The sequence below is a fragment of the Turicibacter sanguinis genome, from assembly GCF_013046825.1.
Classification (GTDB): Bacteria; Bacillota_I; Bacilli_A; order MOL361; family Turicibacteraceae; genus Turicibacter; species Turicibacter sanguinis.
Window position 1 is genome coordinate 2,748,902 of sequence record NZ_CP053187.1, and the last position, 16,452, is coordinate 2,765,353.

At 34.9% G+C, this 16,452-nt stretch carries 16 protein-coding genes and 1 riboswitch; of the genes, 1 reads left to right on the top strand and 15 read right to left on the bottom strand.

Annotated elements, in window-relative coordinates:
• Positions 1–20 precede the first annotated feature (20 nt).
• Positions 21–188, bottom strand: a riboswitch (Lysine riboswitch).
• A gap of 112 nt (positions 189–300) precedes the next feature.
• On the bottom strand, positions 301–2,646 hold the full coding sequence (locus HLK68_RS13335; protein ID WP_132942972.1) for an endonuclease MutS2: 2,346 nt from the start codon (positions 2,644–2,646) through the stop codon (positions 301–303).
• Positions 2,647–2,754: 108 nt separating this feature from the next.
• Here HLK68_RS13335 and rnhC point away from each other — a divergent pair, with 108 nt between their 5' ends.
• Positions 2,755–3,681 carry a ribonuclease HIII gene (gene rnhC, locus HLK68_RS13340; RefSeq protein WP_006785245.1) on the top strand — a complete coding sequence of 309 codons (927 nt, stop codon included), beginning with the start codon at positions 2,755–2,757 and terminating at the stop codon, positions 3,679–3,681.
• A 284-nt stretch (positions 3,682–3,965) separates the two neighbouring features.
• Here the strand turns inward: rnhC and HLK68_RS13345 are convergent, their stop codons facing one another.
• From HLK68_RS13345 to HLK68_RS13410, 14 genes are all read right to left on the bottom strand, one after another.
• On the bottom strand, positions 3,966–5,237 hold the full coding sequence (locus HLK68_RS13345) for a rhomboid family intramembrane serine protease (RefSeq protein ID WP_132942971.1): 1,272 nt from the start codon (positions 5,235–5,237) through the stop codon (positions 3,966–3,968).
• A gap of 24 nt (positions 5,238–5,261) precedes the next feature.
• Positions 5,262–6,170 (bottom strand): RluA family pseudouridine synthase, encoded by a 909-nt coding sequence (locus HLK68_RS13350; RefSeq protein ID WP_006785243.1) that lies wholly within the window; start codon positions 6,168–6,170, stop codon positions 5,262–5,264.
• A gap of 111 nt (positions 6,171–6,281) precedes the next feature.
• Entirely contained in the window at positions 6,282–6,740 is a 459-nt protein-coding gene (lspA, locus tag HLK68_RS13355; RefSeq protein ID WP_006785242.1) for a signal peptidase II, read from the bottom strand.
• Positions 6,741–6,825: 85 nt separating this feature from the next.
• Positions 6,826–7,299 carry a deoxycytidylate deaminase gene (locus tag HLK68_RS13360; RefSeq protein ID WP_006785241.1) on the bottom strand — a complete coding sequence of 158 codons (474 nt, stop codon included), beginning with the start codon at positions 7,297–7,299 and terminating at the stop codon, positions 6,826–6,828.
• Positions 7,300–7,390: 91 nt separating this feature from the next.
• Positions 7,391–8,377, bottom strand: coding sequence for a DUF4097 family beta strand repeat-containing protein (locus tag HLK68_RS13365; RefSeq protein WP_006785240.1), 987 nt, complete (start codon positions 8,375–8,377; stop codon positions 7,391–7,393).
• Positions 8,378–8,395: 18 nt separating this feature from the next.
• Positions 8,396–8,947, bottom strand: a complete 552-nt coding sequence (locus HLK68_RS13370) for a DUF1700 domain-containing protein (RefSeq protein WP_006785239.1) — start codon at positions 8,945–8,947, stop codon at positions 8,396–8,398.
• On the bottom strand, positions 8,922–9,263 hold the full coding sequence (locus HLK68_RS13375; RefSeq protein ID WP_132942970.1) for a PadR family transcriptional regulator: 342 nt from the start codon (positions 9,261–9,263) through the stop codon (positions 8,922–8,924). Before HLK68_RS13375 ends, HLK68_RS13370 begins: the two co-directional genes overlap by 26 nt.
• 152 nt (positions 9,264–9,415) lie before the next feature.
• The gene (gene nagA / locus HLK68_RS13380) at positions 9,416–10,543 is read right to left on the bottom strand and encodes an N-acetylglucosamine-6-phosphate deacetylase (RefSeq protein ID WP_006785237.1); all 1,128 of its coding nucleotides are present in this window, start codon (positions 10,541–10,543) and stop codon (positions 9,416–9,418) included.
• Positions 10,544–10,701: 158 nt separating this feature from the next.
• Positions 10,702–13,437, bottom strand: coding sequence for an isoleucine--tRNA ligase (ileS, locus tag HLK68_RS13385; RefSeq protein WP_006785236.1), 2,736 nt, complete (start codon positions 13,435–13,437; stop codon positions 10,702–10,704).
• A 331-nt stretch (positions 13,438–13,768) separates the two neighbouring features.
• Positions 13,769–14,185 (bottom strand): DivIVA domain-containing protein, encoded by a 417-nt coding sequence (locus HLK68_RS13390; protein ID WP_006785235.1) that lies wholly within the window; start codon positions 14,183–14,185, stop codon positions 13,769–13,771.
• A gap of 13 nt (positions 14,186–14,198) precedes the next feature.
• Entirely contained in the window at positions 14,199–14,966 is a 768-nt protein-coding gene (locus HLK68_RS13395) for a YlmH family RNA-binding protein (RefSeq protein ID WP_006785234.1), read from the bottom strand.
• A 2-nt stretch (positions 14,967–14,968) separates the two neighbouring features.
• Positions 14,969–15,220 carry a YggT family protein gene (locus HLK68_RS13400; protein WP_006785233.1) on the bottom strand — a complete coding sequence of 84 codons (252 nt, stop codon included), beginning with the start codon at positions 15,218–15,220 and terminating at the stop codon, positions 14,969–14,971.
• 6 nt (positions 15,221–15,226) lie between these two features.
• Complete coding sequence (locus HLK68_RS13405) at positions 15,227–15,730, bottom strand: cell division protein SepF (protein ID WP_006785232.1); 504 nt, start codon at positions 15,728–15,730, stop codon at positions 15,227–15,229.
• 48 nt (positions 15,731–15,778) lie between these two features.
• Positions 15,779–16,429 carry a YggS family pyridoxal phosphate-dependent enzyme gene (locus HLK68_RS13410; protein WP_006785231.1) on the bottom strand — a complete coding sequence of 217 codons (651 nt, stop codon included), beginning with the start codon at positions 16,427–16,429 and terminating at the stop codon, positions 15,779–15,781.
• Between the last annotated feature and the right edge of the window lie 23 nt (positions 16,430–16,452).

The window sequence follows — 16,452 nt, forward strand, 5'->3', positions numbered from 1 at the left end:
CACGACTGAAAAAAAGTCCTCTGTTTAATAGCTCCTCTTCAAAACTGAAGGAGTGTTACAGGTATTTCCTGCAACCCCAAGTGACGTATTTGCCAATACGAAACTTTCGGCGATGATTACCTTTCCAACATTTCCTCACTTGCCAGCTCCCTGTTGTACTCTGATGCAACGCTACCTCTATACGATTTTTTTTGTCCTCTTATAAAATAACATGATTTCCATATAATGTAAACTTTATTTTAAAAAATATATTTTCACAAAAAAATCTATCCCGATTGACTCGAGATAGACAGGACTCCCTTATTTTAATTCAACAACCGTTGCTCCAGTTCCACCTTCACCGGCTCCCCCAAATCTAAAGCTTGCAACGTGTTTATTTTGTTTTAAATATTTATGAACCCCTTGGCGAAGAGCTCCCGTTCCATGACCATGAATAATCGTAATCGTTTGATATCCAGCCAATAAGACATCATCAAAGTATTTATCAAGCATTAACATAGCATCTTCATAGCGTTCTCCTCGTAAATCCAATTGAATTCCGACATGGCTATTACGTTTATGAACCATTTGCCCTTTTTTTGTTTCCTTTTTCTGAACCGATTTACGTAAATATTGAAGATCTTCAGGTTTAATGTTCACTTTCATCATACCCAGTTGAACCATCCATTCTCCATTTTTGGTTTGCTCAATCAGTTCACCTTGACGATTTAAAGATAAAACCATCACTTCATCACCTGGTTTTAACGGCTGTTTATTTTGAGCCTTTTTCTTAAATTGCTCTGCTTGTTTCGCCTCTGCTTTCTTTAATGACGTCAATTTTTCTGTTAACTCATGATCTTTCATTGATAAATCAGCCATTTTTTTCGCTCGACGTAAATCCATCACAATTTGTTCTGCTTCTTCTTTTGCTTGGCGAACACTTTCAAATGCTTCTTTTTTGATATCCTCTAAGACTTTTTCACGTTCTGCCTCAAATTTTGCCAGTTTTTGCTCATATTCTTTTTTCATTTCTTCAACTAATGTATTTTGTTGCTGAAGATGTTGAATCTCCTGATCTAATTGTAATCCACGATCCTCAAGTTTTGTAATTAAATCCGTCATTTCTGTTCGTTCACTTTCAACATATGAACGAGCTTGATTTAAAATGGCCTCTTTTAATCCTAAACGTTTTGAAATCTCAAAGGCATTTGAACGTCCAGGTACTCCAACAAGTAAACGATACGTTGGGGAAAGCGTCTCAACATTAAATTCAACCGATGCATTAATCACATCATCTTGCTCATAAGCATAGGCCTTAAGCTCAGGGTAATGCGACGTCGCAATCGTACGCGCTCCTCGAACCTTAACATAATTTAAAATCGAAATAGCAAGTGATGCGCCTTCTTTCGGATCGGTTCCTGCCCCTAGCTCATCAAATAAAATCAAGCTATTCACTGTTAAACGTTCCATAATTTTAACGATATTTGTCATATGAGATGAGAACGTTGATAAACTTTGTTCAATACTTTGTTCGTCTCCAATATCAGCAAAAACATGATCGAAAATAGCCAATTGTGATGACTCGTGTGCCGGAATTAAAAGACCTGCTTGTGCCATCAACGTTAGTAATCCCACCGTTTTTAACGTAACAGTTTTCCCCCCTGTGTTTGGACCTGTGATTACAATCGTCGTATACTCATCTCCAAGTTCGATGTCATTAGCCACAACAGACTTTTGATCAATTAAGGGATGTCTAGCAGCCACTAAACGGATAATCCCTTTAGTATTTATTTTAGGACGCGTTCCATTAATTAAACGGGCATACTTTCCTTTTGCAAACATGAAGTCAATTTCTCCAAGAAGCTCAACATTTAATGACAGTAAGTCGACAAACTTCTTCACTTCTTCGGTTAATTCACGTAAAATACGTTCAATCTCACGGCGTTCTTCTACATGCCACTCTTGCAACTTATTATTTAAATCCACCACTTCTTTTGGTTCCATAAAATACGTATTTCCTGATGAGGATTGATCATGAATCGTTCCACCAAACGTATTTTTATAATCTGCACGAACTGGAACAACATAACGTTCATTACGAATCGTTACGATTCCATCTGTCAATTTGCTACGACGCTCTGATACGACTTGATTTAGACGTTCTTTAATACGAGATTCGGTGCTTTGAATAGCACGACGAATACTACGTAATTCACCTGATGCACTGTCCATCACATATCCTGTCTCATCGATACACGCATTAATAGCATTTTGTAAACTCGATAAAGCGACTAACGTATTCGTATGATGTGCAAAAATCGGGGCATCGACTTTAATCTCATTTAAACGTTCTGCAAAAGATTTCATCTGTGACACCGCATAAAGTAAGCGGCTCACCGCTAATAACTCTTGTGAAGATAGAATCGCTGAAATCTTCGCACGCGCAATCGCCTCTGAAATATCAGATACCCCACCTAGTGGAGCCTCTCCTAACGCGTAAATAATTCTTAAGGCTTCATCTGATTGATTTAATCCATACTCCACATCTTTTTCAATCGTCGTTGGCTTTAATAAAGCCACGCGTTTTTGTCCAAGCGAACAAGCACACAACGACTCAATCGTTTGTTTAATCTTATTAAATTCTAATATCTGAATAGCTTGTTTCACTAATCTCACTCCACTTTAGCAAAAAAAATTTGCAAAAATTTTTAACGATGTTATTTTAACACAAATTCTGTTAAAATCATAGTATACATTTAAATGGACGGTGACCCTATGGCTTCAACAATTACCTTAACAGTATCGCAACAAATACTAGAAAAAATGTACCAATATTACGAAAAACAAATTATTAAAATTCCAAATCATACTCTTTTTCAAGCAAAGACCACTTCTTGTACCATTACAGCTTATCTAAGCAAAAAAGTGGTATTTCAAGGGGTGAATCCTGAGATTGAAGCAAACAAATGGCAAAAGGCTTCACCTACTTCAACGACTCCTAAAAAATCAACTTTAAATGAAAAGTCAACCCTCCCAAGCAACATTGCTATGCTTTCAGCAATCGGATGTGATGAGGTTGGAACAGGAGATTACTTCGGACCGATTGTGGTTTGTTGTGCGTCTGTTGAAAAAGATCAAATAGCTTTTCTTCAAGAAATGGGAATTAAAGATTCAAAAGCATTAAAAGATCCTGAGATTTGTCAACTGGCTCATCAAATTGAAACGATGATTCCCCATCAATGCCTCGTTCTACCTAATGAAAAATATAACCTCATGGTTGAAAAAGGAATGAATGCAAACTCAATTAAAGCCTATCTCCATAATCAAGCTTTATTGAAATTAACCACGTCACTCCCTTCCCTTCCTGATTTCATCATAATGGATGAGTTCGTTAATGAAGCAAAGTACTATGACTATTTGAAGAAATTACCTAAACAACCAACCATCATCAGCGAAAACCTTCACTTTATTCAAAAAGGCGAATCGGTTCACGTAGCGGTAGCAGCTGCCTCAATTTTAGCTCGCGCCTCATTTGTTAAATACATGCAAATTATGAGTAAAAAATATCAATTTGAACTACCAAAAGGTGCAGGTGCTCCGGTCGACATCGCAGGACGAAAATTTGTTAAACTTCATGGAAAAGAAACACTTCAGTCTTTAACAAAATGGCACTTTGCGAATACAAATAAAATTTTAAAATAGAACCTCGAATAAAAGAGTTGAGATGAAAATAATCTGATCTTTTATAAAAAGGCGAATTAAATGACAGTTAAAAGATGAATTCTGCATCCTACAGAGTTCATCTTTTTTATTCGACGACTTTCCTTCTCTATTGGGATTGAAATTCTCAATTTCTACGTTGGGGTTAAAAGATGCTAAAGAATACAAAATGGATTGCCACTTAAATCTTATAAAATAAAAGAACCTATAACCACACACTGTTTCAAGTGTAAGCTAATAGGTTCTAATTGAAACTTTCATACTTTTTATTTGACTATTTCTTCTAACTTAACATCTAATTTATCAATAAAATGGGCTGCTTTTTCAGGTTCATTATTTTGTAAATAATAATAGATTAACGCCATATTATAGTCAGAATAATCCGTTTGCTGTGTTAAAAGTGTTCCACGTGTAAAAAGTCCCATCACTAATAACACATAGGTGGCAGTTGCTAACGCTGTTCGTGATAAATACTGTTTAGTTTTTGGAAGTCCTAAAATTGAAGCAATTAAGAACCCTCCTAAAAATCCTCCTAAATGACCATAAAAGTCAATCGTTGGATCTATGATTGCCCAAACAATTGAAAATAGCATAATGGGAAAAATCATTCCCTTTACTAAATGCATAAACATTTTTCTATTTTCAATTCCTAAAAACAGCATGGCACCGAGTAACCCATAAGCAACGGTAGAAGCTCCTAAAGAAACATTTTCAATAAAAGCAAAACTAAATAAATTTCCTAAAAAGGCAGACCCAATGATGATAATAGTGAGTCGCCACCACCCAAATAGGTGCTCAATTATTTTACCAAATTGATAAATAAAAATAGCATTAAATAATAAATGGAATAATTGTAAATGAATAAGACTTGGTGTTAATAAGCGCCAATATTCTCCCGCTATAATTAATGGATTATATTTCGCTCCAAATTCGATAGCGGTTCCAATATTTTTAACCGGTTGAATTTGAATCATTAAAAATAGGATGACTAGAAGCGCTAAAAATCCAATAATCACAAATGATTTAGATTGAAACTCAAGCATTTTTCTTACATTTAAAGCTTTAGCTTTCGATGTTTGTTGCATTTCAATAATCAACTCACTCATTGAACGCTCCAAAGACGCTCGTTCAATACTTGAGTAAAATTGTTTAATGTCCTCATTTTGAGTAAAATCGTCTGCTCGCTGAATATCAATAATTTTAACATAGTCTTTTACATTACTAAAATATTGACAACTTGCCGTATCTATATTTAAAATCACCACGTTCAGACGCCATAACAAATAACGACGTCTGACACGCGAACGAACTCGATCAATTTGTTTCATGAGTTGTGAGGCTTGCATTTCATTAAACAAACTTCGTTGATTAATATATATGAGCTGCACCGTTGGATGTGATAAATTCTCTAACCAAATTTCTTTTTCATTTCCAACATAAATGTAATTTTCTTCTACTAATAAATAATTCACGATATTCATGGTTAGTTCACTTTGAATATCTAAGCGAATCTCCTTCATCACACCTTGCTTTTCCATTTTCTTATCACCTTATATTTAAGCTTATTTTTGAAGATTTGCTAATGCCTCTTCAAAATATGTTGGAATCGGTGCCGAGAATTCCATATACTCTTCGGTCTTAGGATGGACAAACCCTAAAACTTTAGCATGTAAAAATTGTCCATGTTCTGCACCAATTGTTTTACGTGGACCATATTGAGGATCTCCTGCTAATGGATACCCAATATATCTCATATGAACACGAATTTGATGAGTGCGACCTGTTTCTAAACGACACTCAATTAACGTAAACTCTTTAAAACGTTGTAACACTTTAAAATGCGTAACCGCATGCTTCCCTGACTCTACTACCGCCATCTTCTTACGGTCTTTAGGATCACGGCCAATCGGCGCATCAATCGTTCCATTATCATGAGGAATCACCCCATGTACAAGGGCAACATAACGTCTAGTGACTGTTTTTTCAACTAATTGATTCACAAGAGATTCATGTGCCACATCGTTTTTAGCAACCATTAATAAACCAGATGTATCTTTATCAATACGATGCACAATGCCTGGACGTAAAACACCATTAATACCTGATAAATCCGTCACTTGGGCCATCAATCCATTGACAAGCGTCCCACTCATACTTCCTGGTGCGGGATGTACGACCATATTTTCAGGTTTATTAACAACAATCACGTAATCATCTTGATAAACAATATCTAAATCCATCTCTTCTGGAATCACGTCTAAAACTTCAGGTTCTGGGATATTGATTTCAATTTGATCATTTAATCGACATTTATAGTTAGCTTTCGCCACTTGTCCATTAATTAAAACACGTCCCTCTTTAATGAGTTGTTGTAAATAAGAACGTGAATAATCCTCAAATGATTCATTTAAAACTTTATCTAAACGAACACCTACTAATTCTTCTGTTACTATCATATTTTCTTGTTCCATAAACGCCATCCTTTCAACAAGCAAAAAAGCCATTTAAGGATTTACTACTTTCTTGGTTGTCTTTAATTTAATCGTCTTTATTTTACTAAGTTGTAGTGTTTGATGTTATGATTATTGACGCTTCATATCTAAAATGGCATCAATCGCCATTAAGACAACTCCAATACATAAGGCACTATCTGCAATATTAAAAATTGGGAAATCATAACCCAAAATATACGTGTCAATAAAGTCAACAACGTGTTGATACAACACACGATCGATAAAGTTTCCAACCGCTCCCCCTAAAATAAGGGCTAAGGCAATCATTAACCATTTATCTTTTTTAATATCTAAGCGAGTCATCCACACAATAACAACGGCGATGACTGCTAATGTGATGAGGTAAAAAAACATCATTTTTCCTTGAAAAATTCCCCAAGCTGCACCTGCATTACGATGTGATGTAATGTATAAAAAGTTATCAATAATCGGAATGGATTGACCAATCGTCATTTGTGAGGCAACTAAATATTTTGTCACTTGATCGAGCACAATAGTTAAAGCGACAATGGCGATAATTAACCACATTTATTCCACTACTCCTTTAGTATTCGTTTTATTTTGACATTTTAACATTATAACAAACAATTCAATTTTTGTATATAAAATTTCCCTATTTAGCCGTGTTCACATTCAATGAAATCTCAGCCATTTGACGGTATTTAACTCCCGCTGCATCAAGCATTCGTTTTGAGGCAAGGGTGCTGTCTGTATGAGCATACTTATCACTCATGTAAACAATTTCATTAATTCCAGATTGAATGATATATTTGGCACATTCATGACATGGAAACAGTGAAACATATAAACGACAATGTTTAAGGCTAGTCGTACTGTTTAAAATAGCATTTTGTTCCGCATGAACAACGTATGGATATTTCGTATTTATAAACTCTCCTTCACGCTCCCATGGAAATTCTTCATCTTTACATCCATGTGGAAACCCATTATAGCCTATTCCGACAATTCGATGTTCTTCATTTACAATGCAAGCTCCAACTTGAGTCTGAGGATCTTTACTACGCATGGCAGATAGTAATGCAATCCCCATGAAATACTCATCCCAACTTAAATAATTTTCACGCATAAAAAAGCCTCCTATTACATTAACCTAATTCGTTTTGATGTGATAGTAAAAAAACCTATCGCCCACTGGGAGATAAGTTTTTATCCCTATTTTAATTATAACTGATTTTCAAGACATTTGCCTCTATTTCATGATTTTTCTTTAATCCTGATAGCTGTAAAGATTTAATTTGATAACTTAAATCTTCATTTTTTAAACTTACCTCTCCATTTAGTTTATCCACATCAATGTAGCTCATGTATATATTTTTCAAATTGAAATCCCCATTCACTGTGGAGAGGTTTAATACCTCTCCCTTTAAATCTGTTATCGAAAAATCACCATTAATTGTTTCCGCTTCGATATACGAACTTTCTAAATTAGAAACTAAAAGACTTCCGTTTACAACTGATAGCGTACTCTCGTTGTTTATGATACTATCTAAAACTTTAATTTTTCCATTCACTGTTTCTAAAATGGCCTCAACAAACTGACTATCACAGAGTTCAACCGTTCCATTCACGGTCTTAACTTCTAAAATTTGTCCAATCCCTGAAATTTTAATATCGCCATTAAGGGTCTCTAATTCATAATCCATGACATTTTGAGGGACCTTAATGACAATTTTTGATTTACTTTCCTCACATCCAAAGAAACAAAACAGTTGATTTTTTTTCTTTTCTTCAACTGTCACGGTCGAAATGGATTGTTCAATACGGAAACGATTTGGTTTTTTGGTGTAAATTTCAACACTTAATGTCTGACCTTCTACCGATTGAATCACTACATCTGCGTTCATCACATCAGTTTCTAGTTCAATTGGTTGTGCTAAATCAAAATCAAACGTACTTAAATGATAATAGTCTTCTTCACTTCCACTTTGTCTAAACTGTAAATTTGACACAAACTGCTCGGATTCTAGATGATCATAAGTGAAAATATCTCCCTCATAGCCTTCTATTCTTTCTGCGATATCATCAATCAAATCAGGTATTTTCTTGATATCATAGACTGTCATGGAAATCATGCTTGCTATAAAAATAACTAAAGCTGTCACTGATGAATAAATTAAATATAAACCCATTCTATTTTTTTTCATAACAAATCCCCTCTCAAATTAAAATGGTCTGATTAAAAAACGGCCCATTCGATACAAACCGTAAAATAGAGCTAGTCCACTATTAAAAATTAAAATCGATAAGCTAAATAATAAGAAAAAGATTGACCACGTTACTTGGCTAAATAAAAAGGAAACAAAGAACAATACAATCCCACCAATCGTTAAACCAAATGCAACCCCCATCACTCCAAATCCGACAACAAAAAAAACACCCCATAAAGCTAAATAAATTAATTTTTCTCCCATCCTTTTTCCCTCACAATCTTGACGGCTCACCACATCAGCAAAAAAATTAAGCGCCTCATTTGCTCCTTGTTCGATTTTTTCAAACAGATTCTCTTGATGTTCAATCCCTAACGCCAATTTCACTTCCTTTGCTACTTCTTTTGGTGAACCTAGTCGCTGTAAAATTTCATCTTCACTTTTCCCTTCATTGAGCATCGCCTTAATTTGCTCTTGATAATTTAGGATAATATCACTTCGATCCTCTTCAGACAAAAGTCGTAATTCTTTTTCTAATGCCTCAATCCAATTCGTTTTGTGACTCATCCACATTCACTCCTTCTAAAAAATAATTAACTTCTAAACTAAACACTTTCCAATCCCTCACCATTTTACTGAGATGTTTTTTTCCCACTGTCGTTATCACATAATATTTTCGTGCGGGTCCTTCACTTGAATCTCTCATATACGTCCTGCAATAGCCTTCCTTTGTTAACCGTCTTAATAAGGGATAAATCGTACTCTCTGTCACCTCAATGCGCGGTGAAATTCGTTGGACAATCTCATATCCATATAAATCTTCTTGCTCAATTAAACTAAGTACACAAAGTTCTAAAATCCCTTTTTTATATTGAGAATTCATTCAGTCCCTCCTCAATGTTTATCTCTTCTTCATCCAATTTATGCGTCTAACCACTATAGTGTGATACACAATACAAAACATAACATAGTAGTATGTCACGCGCCATAGGTTGAAAAAAAAAGAAGAACATTCGTTCCTCCTTTTTCGTCATGTTATCGCTCATAGACAATTTTTCCTTCAACAATCGTCACCAATGCTTCTAACGCTTCATCCCAAATCACTAAATCTGCATCTTTCCCAATCTCAATCGATCCTTTACAATCCTCTACTCCAATTGAACGAGCGGCATTTAAAGACGCTAATTGGTAAACAGCAGGTAAAGAAAGCGTGGTTTCTTCATAAAAATTACGCACTGCTTTATTTAAAGTTAACACACTACCTGCTAAAGATCCTGTTCGAAGCCTTGCACTTCCATTCTCAACGATAACTTCTTGTCCTCCCAAATCATAAACGCCATCTGGCATACAGCCCGCTCGCATACTGTCCGTAATTAACACTATATTTCCACTTTTAACCCGATAAAACCATTCAAAAATTTCAGGATTAACGTGAATTTTATCTGCGATTAACTCCGCACTCACATCAGACATTAAAATAGCCCCTACTGCTCCAGGTTCGCGATGATTAAATCCAGACATCCCGTTAAACGTATGTGTGGCGTGTGAAATACCAAGTTGAATCGCTTCTTTGGCTTTTGCAAACGTCGTTGAAGTATGTCCCATCGACAATTTAATATCTGTCTTTAATTTCATGGCTTTAATAAATTCATAACCTTCATCAACTTCAGGCGCAAGGGTAATTAATTTAATCACATCTTGAAAAGGTTCAATCCATGTCATATTAGGCTTTTGAATAAACGCTTTGTTTTGGGCACCTTTATACGTCTCACTAATAAATGGTCCTTCTAAATGACACCCTAAAACCTTAGCGCCTTTATAATGGCCATTCATGCCTATTCGAATTTGATTTAATGCACATTCAATCTTTTCTTGACTCATCGTCATCGTGGTTGGTAAAAAACTCGTCACTCCAAACTTAACAAGCAGTTGACTAATCGTCTCAATTGTATCATCATTTGCATCCATGACATCAGCCCCACCTGCCCCATGGATATGAATATCAATCAATCCCGCTCCAACATAAGCTCCTTTAGCATCTATAATGTCCACCTGATCCGGTAAATCATCTGTAATATCTAGGATTTTGTCCTCAAATAAAATAATTTTTTGTTCCATAATAGAATCATTTAAAATAATTTTACCATTTATAATTGCCTTCATCTTTTCCCCTCCAAGCAAACGTTCCTCACTCCTTTTATACCATATCTGACAGTTAAATCGTATGGTTTATCCTCATGATTATATAGAAATATCTTACCTACCTAACAAAAAAAACCAATGAACGAAACATCGATTCATTGGTTTTTGGTCATATTTAATTAGGCTTCAATAACTTCAGCACAACGAGGACAAATTCCTTGCTCATTAGCAGCTGGTACCACTAACCAACAACGATCACAAGTATGTCCTTCAGCTGCTTTAACCACAACGGCTAATCCATCAAATTGTAAAGCATCCTCAGGAGCCTCTCCCTCTTCAAGCACACACTCAGATACGATGAAGATTTGTTTTAAATCTGCCTGTAATGAGTTTAATAATGCTTTAGTCTCAGCATTTGGATATAAGTGTAATGAAGCAGTTAATGATTTACCAATCACTTTTTGATTACGTGCTTCTTCTAATGCTTTTAAAACATCATGACGTAATGATAAGAATTGACTCCATTTTGTCGTCACTTCAGCTGCATTCGCATATTCTTTAACCACTGGCATATCTGTTAAGTAAACAGAAATTTCAGTGTGTCCTGGAATATATGAATACACTTCATCCGCTGTATGTGGGATGACTGGTGCAAGTAAGCGACACATGTCATACACATGGTGATATAAGACGGTTTGAATTGAACGACGTGCTTGGCTATCTGCTTTTTCAATATATAAAATATCTTTCGTAAAATCTAAATAGAAGGCACTTAAATCATTTGAGATATAATTATTAACTGTTTTGAATACGTCATCAAAACGATATTCTTCATAAGCTGATTTTAATTCTTTTGTTAACTCATTTAAACGAATCATCATAAATTGATCCACTTCATTTAAGTCTTCATAAGCCACTAAATCAGTTTCAGGATTAAAATCAAATAAGTTTCCAAGTAAGAAACGGAATGTATTACGCATTTTACGATAACTTTCAGCAACTTGTTTGATTAAATCTTCAGAAATACGAACGTCTGCTTGGTAATCAACTGATGCTACCCATAAACGAACGATATCTGCACCGTAAATTTTAATTAATTTTAATGGGTCAATAACATTTCCAATTGATTTAGACATTTTACGTCCTTGTCCATCTAAAACAAATCCATGACTTACGACTGTTTTATATGGCGCACGTCCTGTCATCGCAACCCCTGTTGATAATGAAGAGTTAAACCATCCACGATATTGGTCAGACCCTTCTAAATATAAATCAGCTGGATATGGTAATCCACGTTCAACTAACACACTATGGTGAGAAGAACCAGAATCAAACCAAACATCCATGATATCTGTCTCTTTGCGGAACTTTCCATTTGGGCTACCTGGATGAGTAAATCCTGCTGGTAATAATTCTTCAGCTTCTAATTCAAACCAGATGTTTGATCCTTTTTCACGGAATAAATTAGCGACATGATTAATAACTGATTCATCTAAAATGGCTTCACCATCTTCAGCATAGAACACTGGAATCGGAACACCCCAAACACGTTGACGAGAAATACACCAATCAGCACGATCTTTAATCATATTTCCTAGACGCACTTCTCCCCATGCCGGTAACCAGTTCACCTCTTTAATTTGCTCCATCATTTGACCTTTTAACGCTTCAATTGAAGCAAACCATTGCTCTGTTGCACGGAAAATAATTGGTTTTTTCGTACGCCAGTCATGTGGATATGAGTGAGTGATGAATTTTAATCCAAGAAGTGCACCCTTTTCTTCAAGCTTTTGTCCAACTGCTTTATTAGCATCTTCATAGTACATTCCTTCAAACTCAAACGCATCTTTTGTCATGTATCCACGATAATCAACTGGACATAAGACCTCTAAATTATATTTACGCCCTGCATTAAAGTCATCTTCACCATGACCTGGTGCAGTATGAACAAGCCCTGTTCCGGCATCTAATGTAACGTGATCTCCTAAAATTAATAATGATTCACGATCAAATAATGGATGTTTAGCTGTCATATATTCAAAGTCTGACCCTTTATAAGTTGCTAAAATCTCATAAGTTTCCCAGTTTAATTCTTTTGATAATGACTCAACTAATTCTTTAGCGACAATGAACTTGCGATCATTAACAGCCACTGTCACATACTCAAGATCAGCATTCACACAGATTCCTAAGTTCGCTGGAATGGTCCAAGGAGTTGTTGTCCAAATAACAAATTCTTCATCTCCAGCTAAAATACCCTTTCCATCTTGTACTTTAAATGCCACATAGATAGATGGCGATTTTTTATCATGATATTCAATTTCCGCTTCAGCTAAAGCTGTTTCTGAAGATGGTGACCAGTAGATTGGCTTTAATCCTTTATAAATTAACCCTTCCTTCACCATTTTTCCGAAAACTAAAATTTGTTGTGCTTCATACTCTTTTTGTAATGTAATATATGGGTTATCCCAGTCACCAAGTACCCCTAAACGTTTAAACTGTGTCTTCTGACCTTCTACTTGTTCAAGAGCGTACTCTTTACATAATTCGCGGAATTCAGCCACCGTTTTTTCTTTACGATTCACTTTTTTATTATTCGTTAATGCTTGCTCAATTGGAAGACCATGTGTATCCCATCCTGGAATATATGGTGCGTAATATCCATCCATATTTTTAAAACGCACAACAAAATCTTTCAAAATTTTATTTAATGCGTGCCCCATATGAATATTTCCATTGGCATAAGGTGGTCCATCATGTAAAACGAAAGGTGTTTTATCTTGATTTTTTTCCAACACTTTCTCATATAATTTTTCATCATACCACGTCTGTTCAATTTGTGGTTCACGATTTGGAAGATTTCCACGCATTGGGAAATCTGTTTTAGGCATTAATAATGTCTCTTTTAATTCCATGTCGACAACTCCTTTTTGATTTATCCATCAAATAGTTTAAGACAATAAAAAAAACTTTCCGTCACATAAGGACGAAAAGTTCGTGGTACCACCTTAATTTACAACAAAAGGATTTCCTCTTATTGCCTCAAACTATTTATCGCATAGTATACGTCATGTTTTAATTCACATGAAAGCTCCTGGCTGATTCTATTTCATCATTTTTATCGGCCTTTCACCAACACCGACTCGCTAAAAAAAAGAGGAAAAAATAGCATGGTCCAATCATCGCTCATATTCACTATATTTGACTTAAATTTTAAAGAATTTAAGTTAAAAAATCAATACATTTTTAACATTTTCCCCAACAATTTTTAATATCTTCAATTTTCGAGTTTAAAAAGTCGATTAACTCATTTTTAATTTGTAATTGTTGTCGTTCAAACAAGGCTGTTTCTTCTGTAATTTTTTCTACATCCTGGACAGCTTGATTAATAATTACTTGCGAAATTTTCTCAGTTTCTTGGATAATTTTCATCGCATCACGTTTAGCATGAGTTTTTAAAAGCTCGATTTGCGCAAGCTCTGATTTCATTTGTTGTTCAGAACTTTCTTGCATCGCATGAATCTCTTTTTTCAACGACTTATTCTGCTTTTCTAAGGCTTCAATTTGCTCAATTAATAAACAGAAAACACGATATAACTCCTCATCTGAAAATCGTCCCCACGATTTTTTCATTTGACTTTTCAACATTTCAGCTGGTGTCATTTTGTTCCCCCTATCACACGGTTTTCCCGACAATAATTACAAATCGTTCACTTTTAGTTCGACTTTTTAAAACTTTTAATCTAAATCGTCCATGTCGTTTAATTGACAAGACATCTCCAATTTGACAAATACGTGAGTGATTTTGTTCAATCACCCAATTAACTTGAACCCCGGCTTGCATGATATACTCATGGACTTGTGAACGCGAAACTTTCATTAAACTAGCCACAATGACATCTAAACGCATCGAACTAATAATGATTTCAAATTCATCTTCCTGATCGATTTTTTCAAACTGGGAAATTGAAGATTCTTTGATTAAAATTGAATGTTTTCCTACCTTATGAAAATGTTGGAGAAAAAATTCTGAAAATTCTTCACATATTGCTAAATAAATTCTTCCATTTGATAGGACAACAATATCTCCAATCAATGAGCGATCAATATTTAAAGCAGTTAAAGAACCTAGAATTTGTGGATGTTTTAAGGTAACTAATTTTTGATTATACTCAATTTCATAACCCTTCACATACTGACTGAGATTATTTAACTTTAAATAATCAGGATATAGGATTGCACGCTTTCGCTCAGCCTTTTGAAAGCCACCTTCAAAACTGACTCGGACTTCACTGTTTTGGTTGACTAACATCTGAACAATTTCTTGTTCACGAAGGGTTAGAAATTTGGTTGTTTTTATTTTGTGACTATAGTAGACTTGATTAACCCAATCCGATACCTTTAATACGAATTGATGCTCATGCTTATTAAAATGCTCTAACATGGCTAAAACAGTCTAAATAATCCTTGCATGGCGATATCTAAAACAATAAAGGCCACGATTGGAGAAAAATCAATCATTCCAATAGGTGGTATGATTTTTCTAAAAATAGATAAATATGGCTCAACAAAACTTGCTAAAACGCGTCCTAACTGCGTTTGGCGACTTTCTGGAACCCAACTCATAATAATATAAATTAGCATCATGGTCTCATAAAATCGCAAAACAAGACTTAAATAATAGACGATGTTTCCCATAATTTATTACTCCTCAATATCTTGTTGTAGTTCTTGAACAGTGACTTGTCCTTCCGTTTCTACATTTCGAGGTGTACATAAGAATAAGTTTGTTCCCACGCGTTTAATATCCCCATCAATGGCATAGATGGTTCCACTTAAGAAATCAACAACGCGTTTTGCTTGTGCTTTTTCTAATCGCTGTAAATTGATAAATACTGGATAATTATCTTTTAAGCAATCTGCAATATCTTGTGCATCAGAATATTCATTTGGTTCACGAATAATCACTTTATTTAAATTGCTATCTAAATTTGCTTTATTTAACTCTTTATTCATTGTCATCACAGTACTTTTCCCTTTGTTATTTGAATGATTAGATTGGTTTGGAATAGCCGTTAATACTGGCTTTGCTGCAGGAATTGGTTTTAAAACTTCTGGCTCTTCAATTTCCTCTTCCTCTTCAAATTCCATTTCATATTCGTCTTCATCGATTCCAATAATTGATTTGAACTTGTCTTTAAAACTCATACTTCTACTCCTCCTAGAATCATTAATTTATAAAGGCTTCATCTCTTACTAGTCTTGAAATAAAATTGAACCTAGACGGACATAAGTCGCCCCTTCTTCTACCGCAATTAAATAATCATTACTCATCCCCATTGAAAGTTCTTGACACGATTTATAGTTTTTTTCTAAATCAAGTTGTAATTGTTTTAATTCACTAAAGCATCTTCTGAGAGTCAGTTCATTCTCTGTATTTGGTGCCATTGTCATTAATCCAATAACCTCAATTTTAGAAAACGAATTTAATTGTTCTATAAATGTGACCACTTCATCTTTGGCTAACCCATGCTTAGTCTTTTCACCACTAATATTCACTTGAATTAAACACTTTAATGGCTTATCGCGATACTTTTCAATCTCCTTTGCTAAAGAAAGACGATCAAGAGAATGTAAAACATCGATCTCATTAATGACTTCCTTTACTTTCCGTGATTGAAGCGTTCCGATGAAATGCCATTCAATTGGCAAATGTAATTGCGCTTTTTTTTCAAGAAGGGCATCCACTCTATTTTCTCCCATGATAGTAATTCCGCAATCATAGAGCCTTTTCATCTGTTCAACATTTACATATTTTGTGGCAGCAACAATACGAACTTTTTCGCAATCGCGCTGACATGCCTGAATATCTTGTTGGACTTGTTCAACGTTTTTTTCAATATTCATCTTATTCACCTGTCAACTTCCAA

Excerpts from the sequence above, each read along its gene's own strand:
- ileS (WP_006785236.1), bottom strand. The coding sequence starts at position 13,437 with ATGGAATTAAAAGAGACATTATTAATGCCTAAAACAGATTTCCCAATG.
- HLK68_RS13390 (WP_006785235.1), bottom strand. The coding sequence starts at position 14,185 with ATGACACCAGCTGAAATGTTGAAAAGTCAAATGAAAAAATCGTGGGGA.
- rnhC (WP_006785245.1), top strand. The coding sequence starts at position 2,755 with ATGGCTTCAACAATTACCTTAACAGTATCGCAACAAATACTAGAAAAA.
- nagA (WP_006785237.1), bottom strand. The coding sequence starts at position 10,543 with ATGAAGGCAATTATAAATGGTAAAATTATTTTAAATGATTCTATTATG.
- HLK68_RS13405 (WP_006785232.1), bottom strand. The coding sequence starts at position 15,730 with ATGAGTTTTAAAGACAAGTTCAAATCAATTATTGGAATCGATGAAGAC.
- HLK68_RS13410 (WP_006785231.1), bottom strand. The coding sequence starts at position 16,429 with ATGAATATTGAAAAAAACGTTGAACAAGTCCAACAAGATATTCAGGCA.
- HLK68_RS13400 (WP_006785233.1), bottom strand. The coding sequence starts at position 15,220 with ATGGGAAACATCGTCTATTATTTAAGTCTTGTTTTGCGATTTTATGAG.
- HLK68_RS13375 (WP_132942970.1), bottom strand. The coding sequence starts at position 9,263 with ATGAATTCTCAATATAAAAAAGGGATTTTAGAACTTTGTGTACTTAGT.
- HLK68_RS13350 (WP_006785243.1), bottom strand. The coding sequence starts at position 6,170 with ATGGAACAAGAAAATATGATAGTAACAGAAGAATTAGTAGGTGTTCGT.
- HLK68_RS13370 (WP_006785239.1), bottom strand. The coding sequence starts at position 8,947 with ATGAGTCACAAAACGAATTGGATTGAGGCATTAGAAAAAGAATTACGA.
- lspA (WP_006785242.1), bottom strand. The coding sequence starts at position 6,740 with ATGTGGTTAATTATCGCCATTGTCGCTTTAACTATTGTGCTCGATCAA.
- HLK68_RS13395 (WP_006785234.1), bottom strand. The coding sequence starts at position 14,966 with ATGTTAGAGCATTTTAATAAGCATGAGCATCAATTCGTATTAAAGGTA.
- HLK68_RS13365 (WP_006785240.1), bottom strand. The coding sequence starts at position 8,377 with ATGAAAAAAAATAGAATGGGTTTATATTTAATTTATTCATCAGTGACA.
- HLK68_RS13360 (WP_006785241.1), bottom strand. The coding sequence starts at position 7,299 with ATGCGTGAAAATTATTTAAGTTGGGATGAGTATTTCATGGGGATTGCA.
- HLK68_RS13345 (WP_132942971.1), bottom strand. The coding sequence starts at position 5,237 with ATGGAAAAGCAAGGTGTGATGAAGGAGATTCGCTTAGATATTCAAAGT.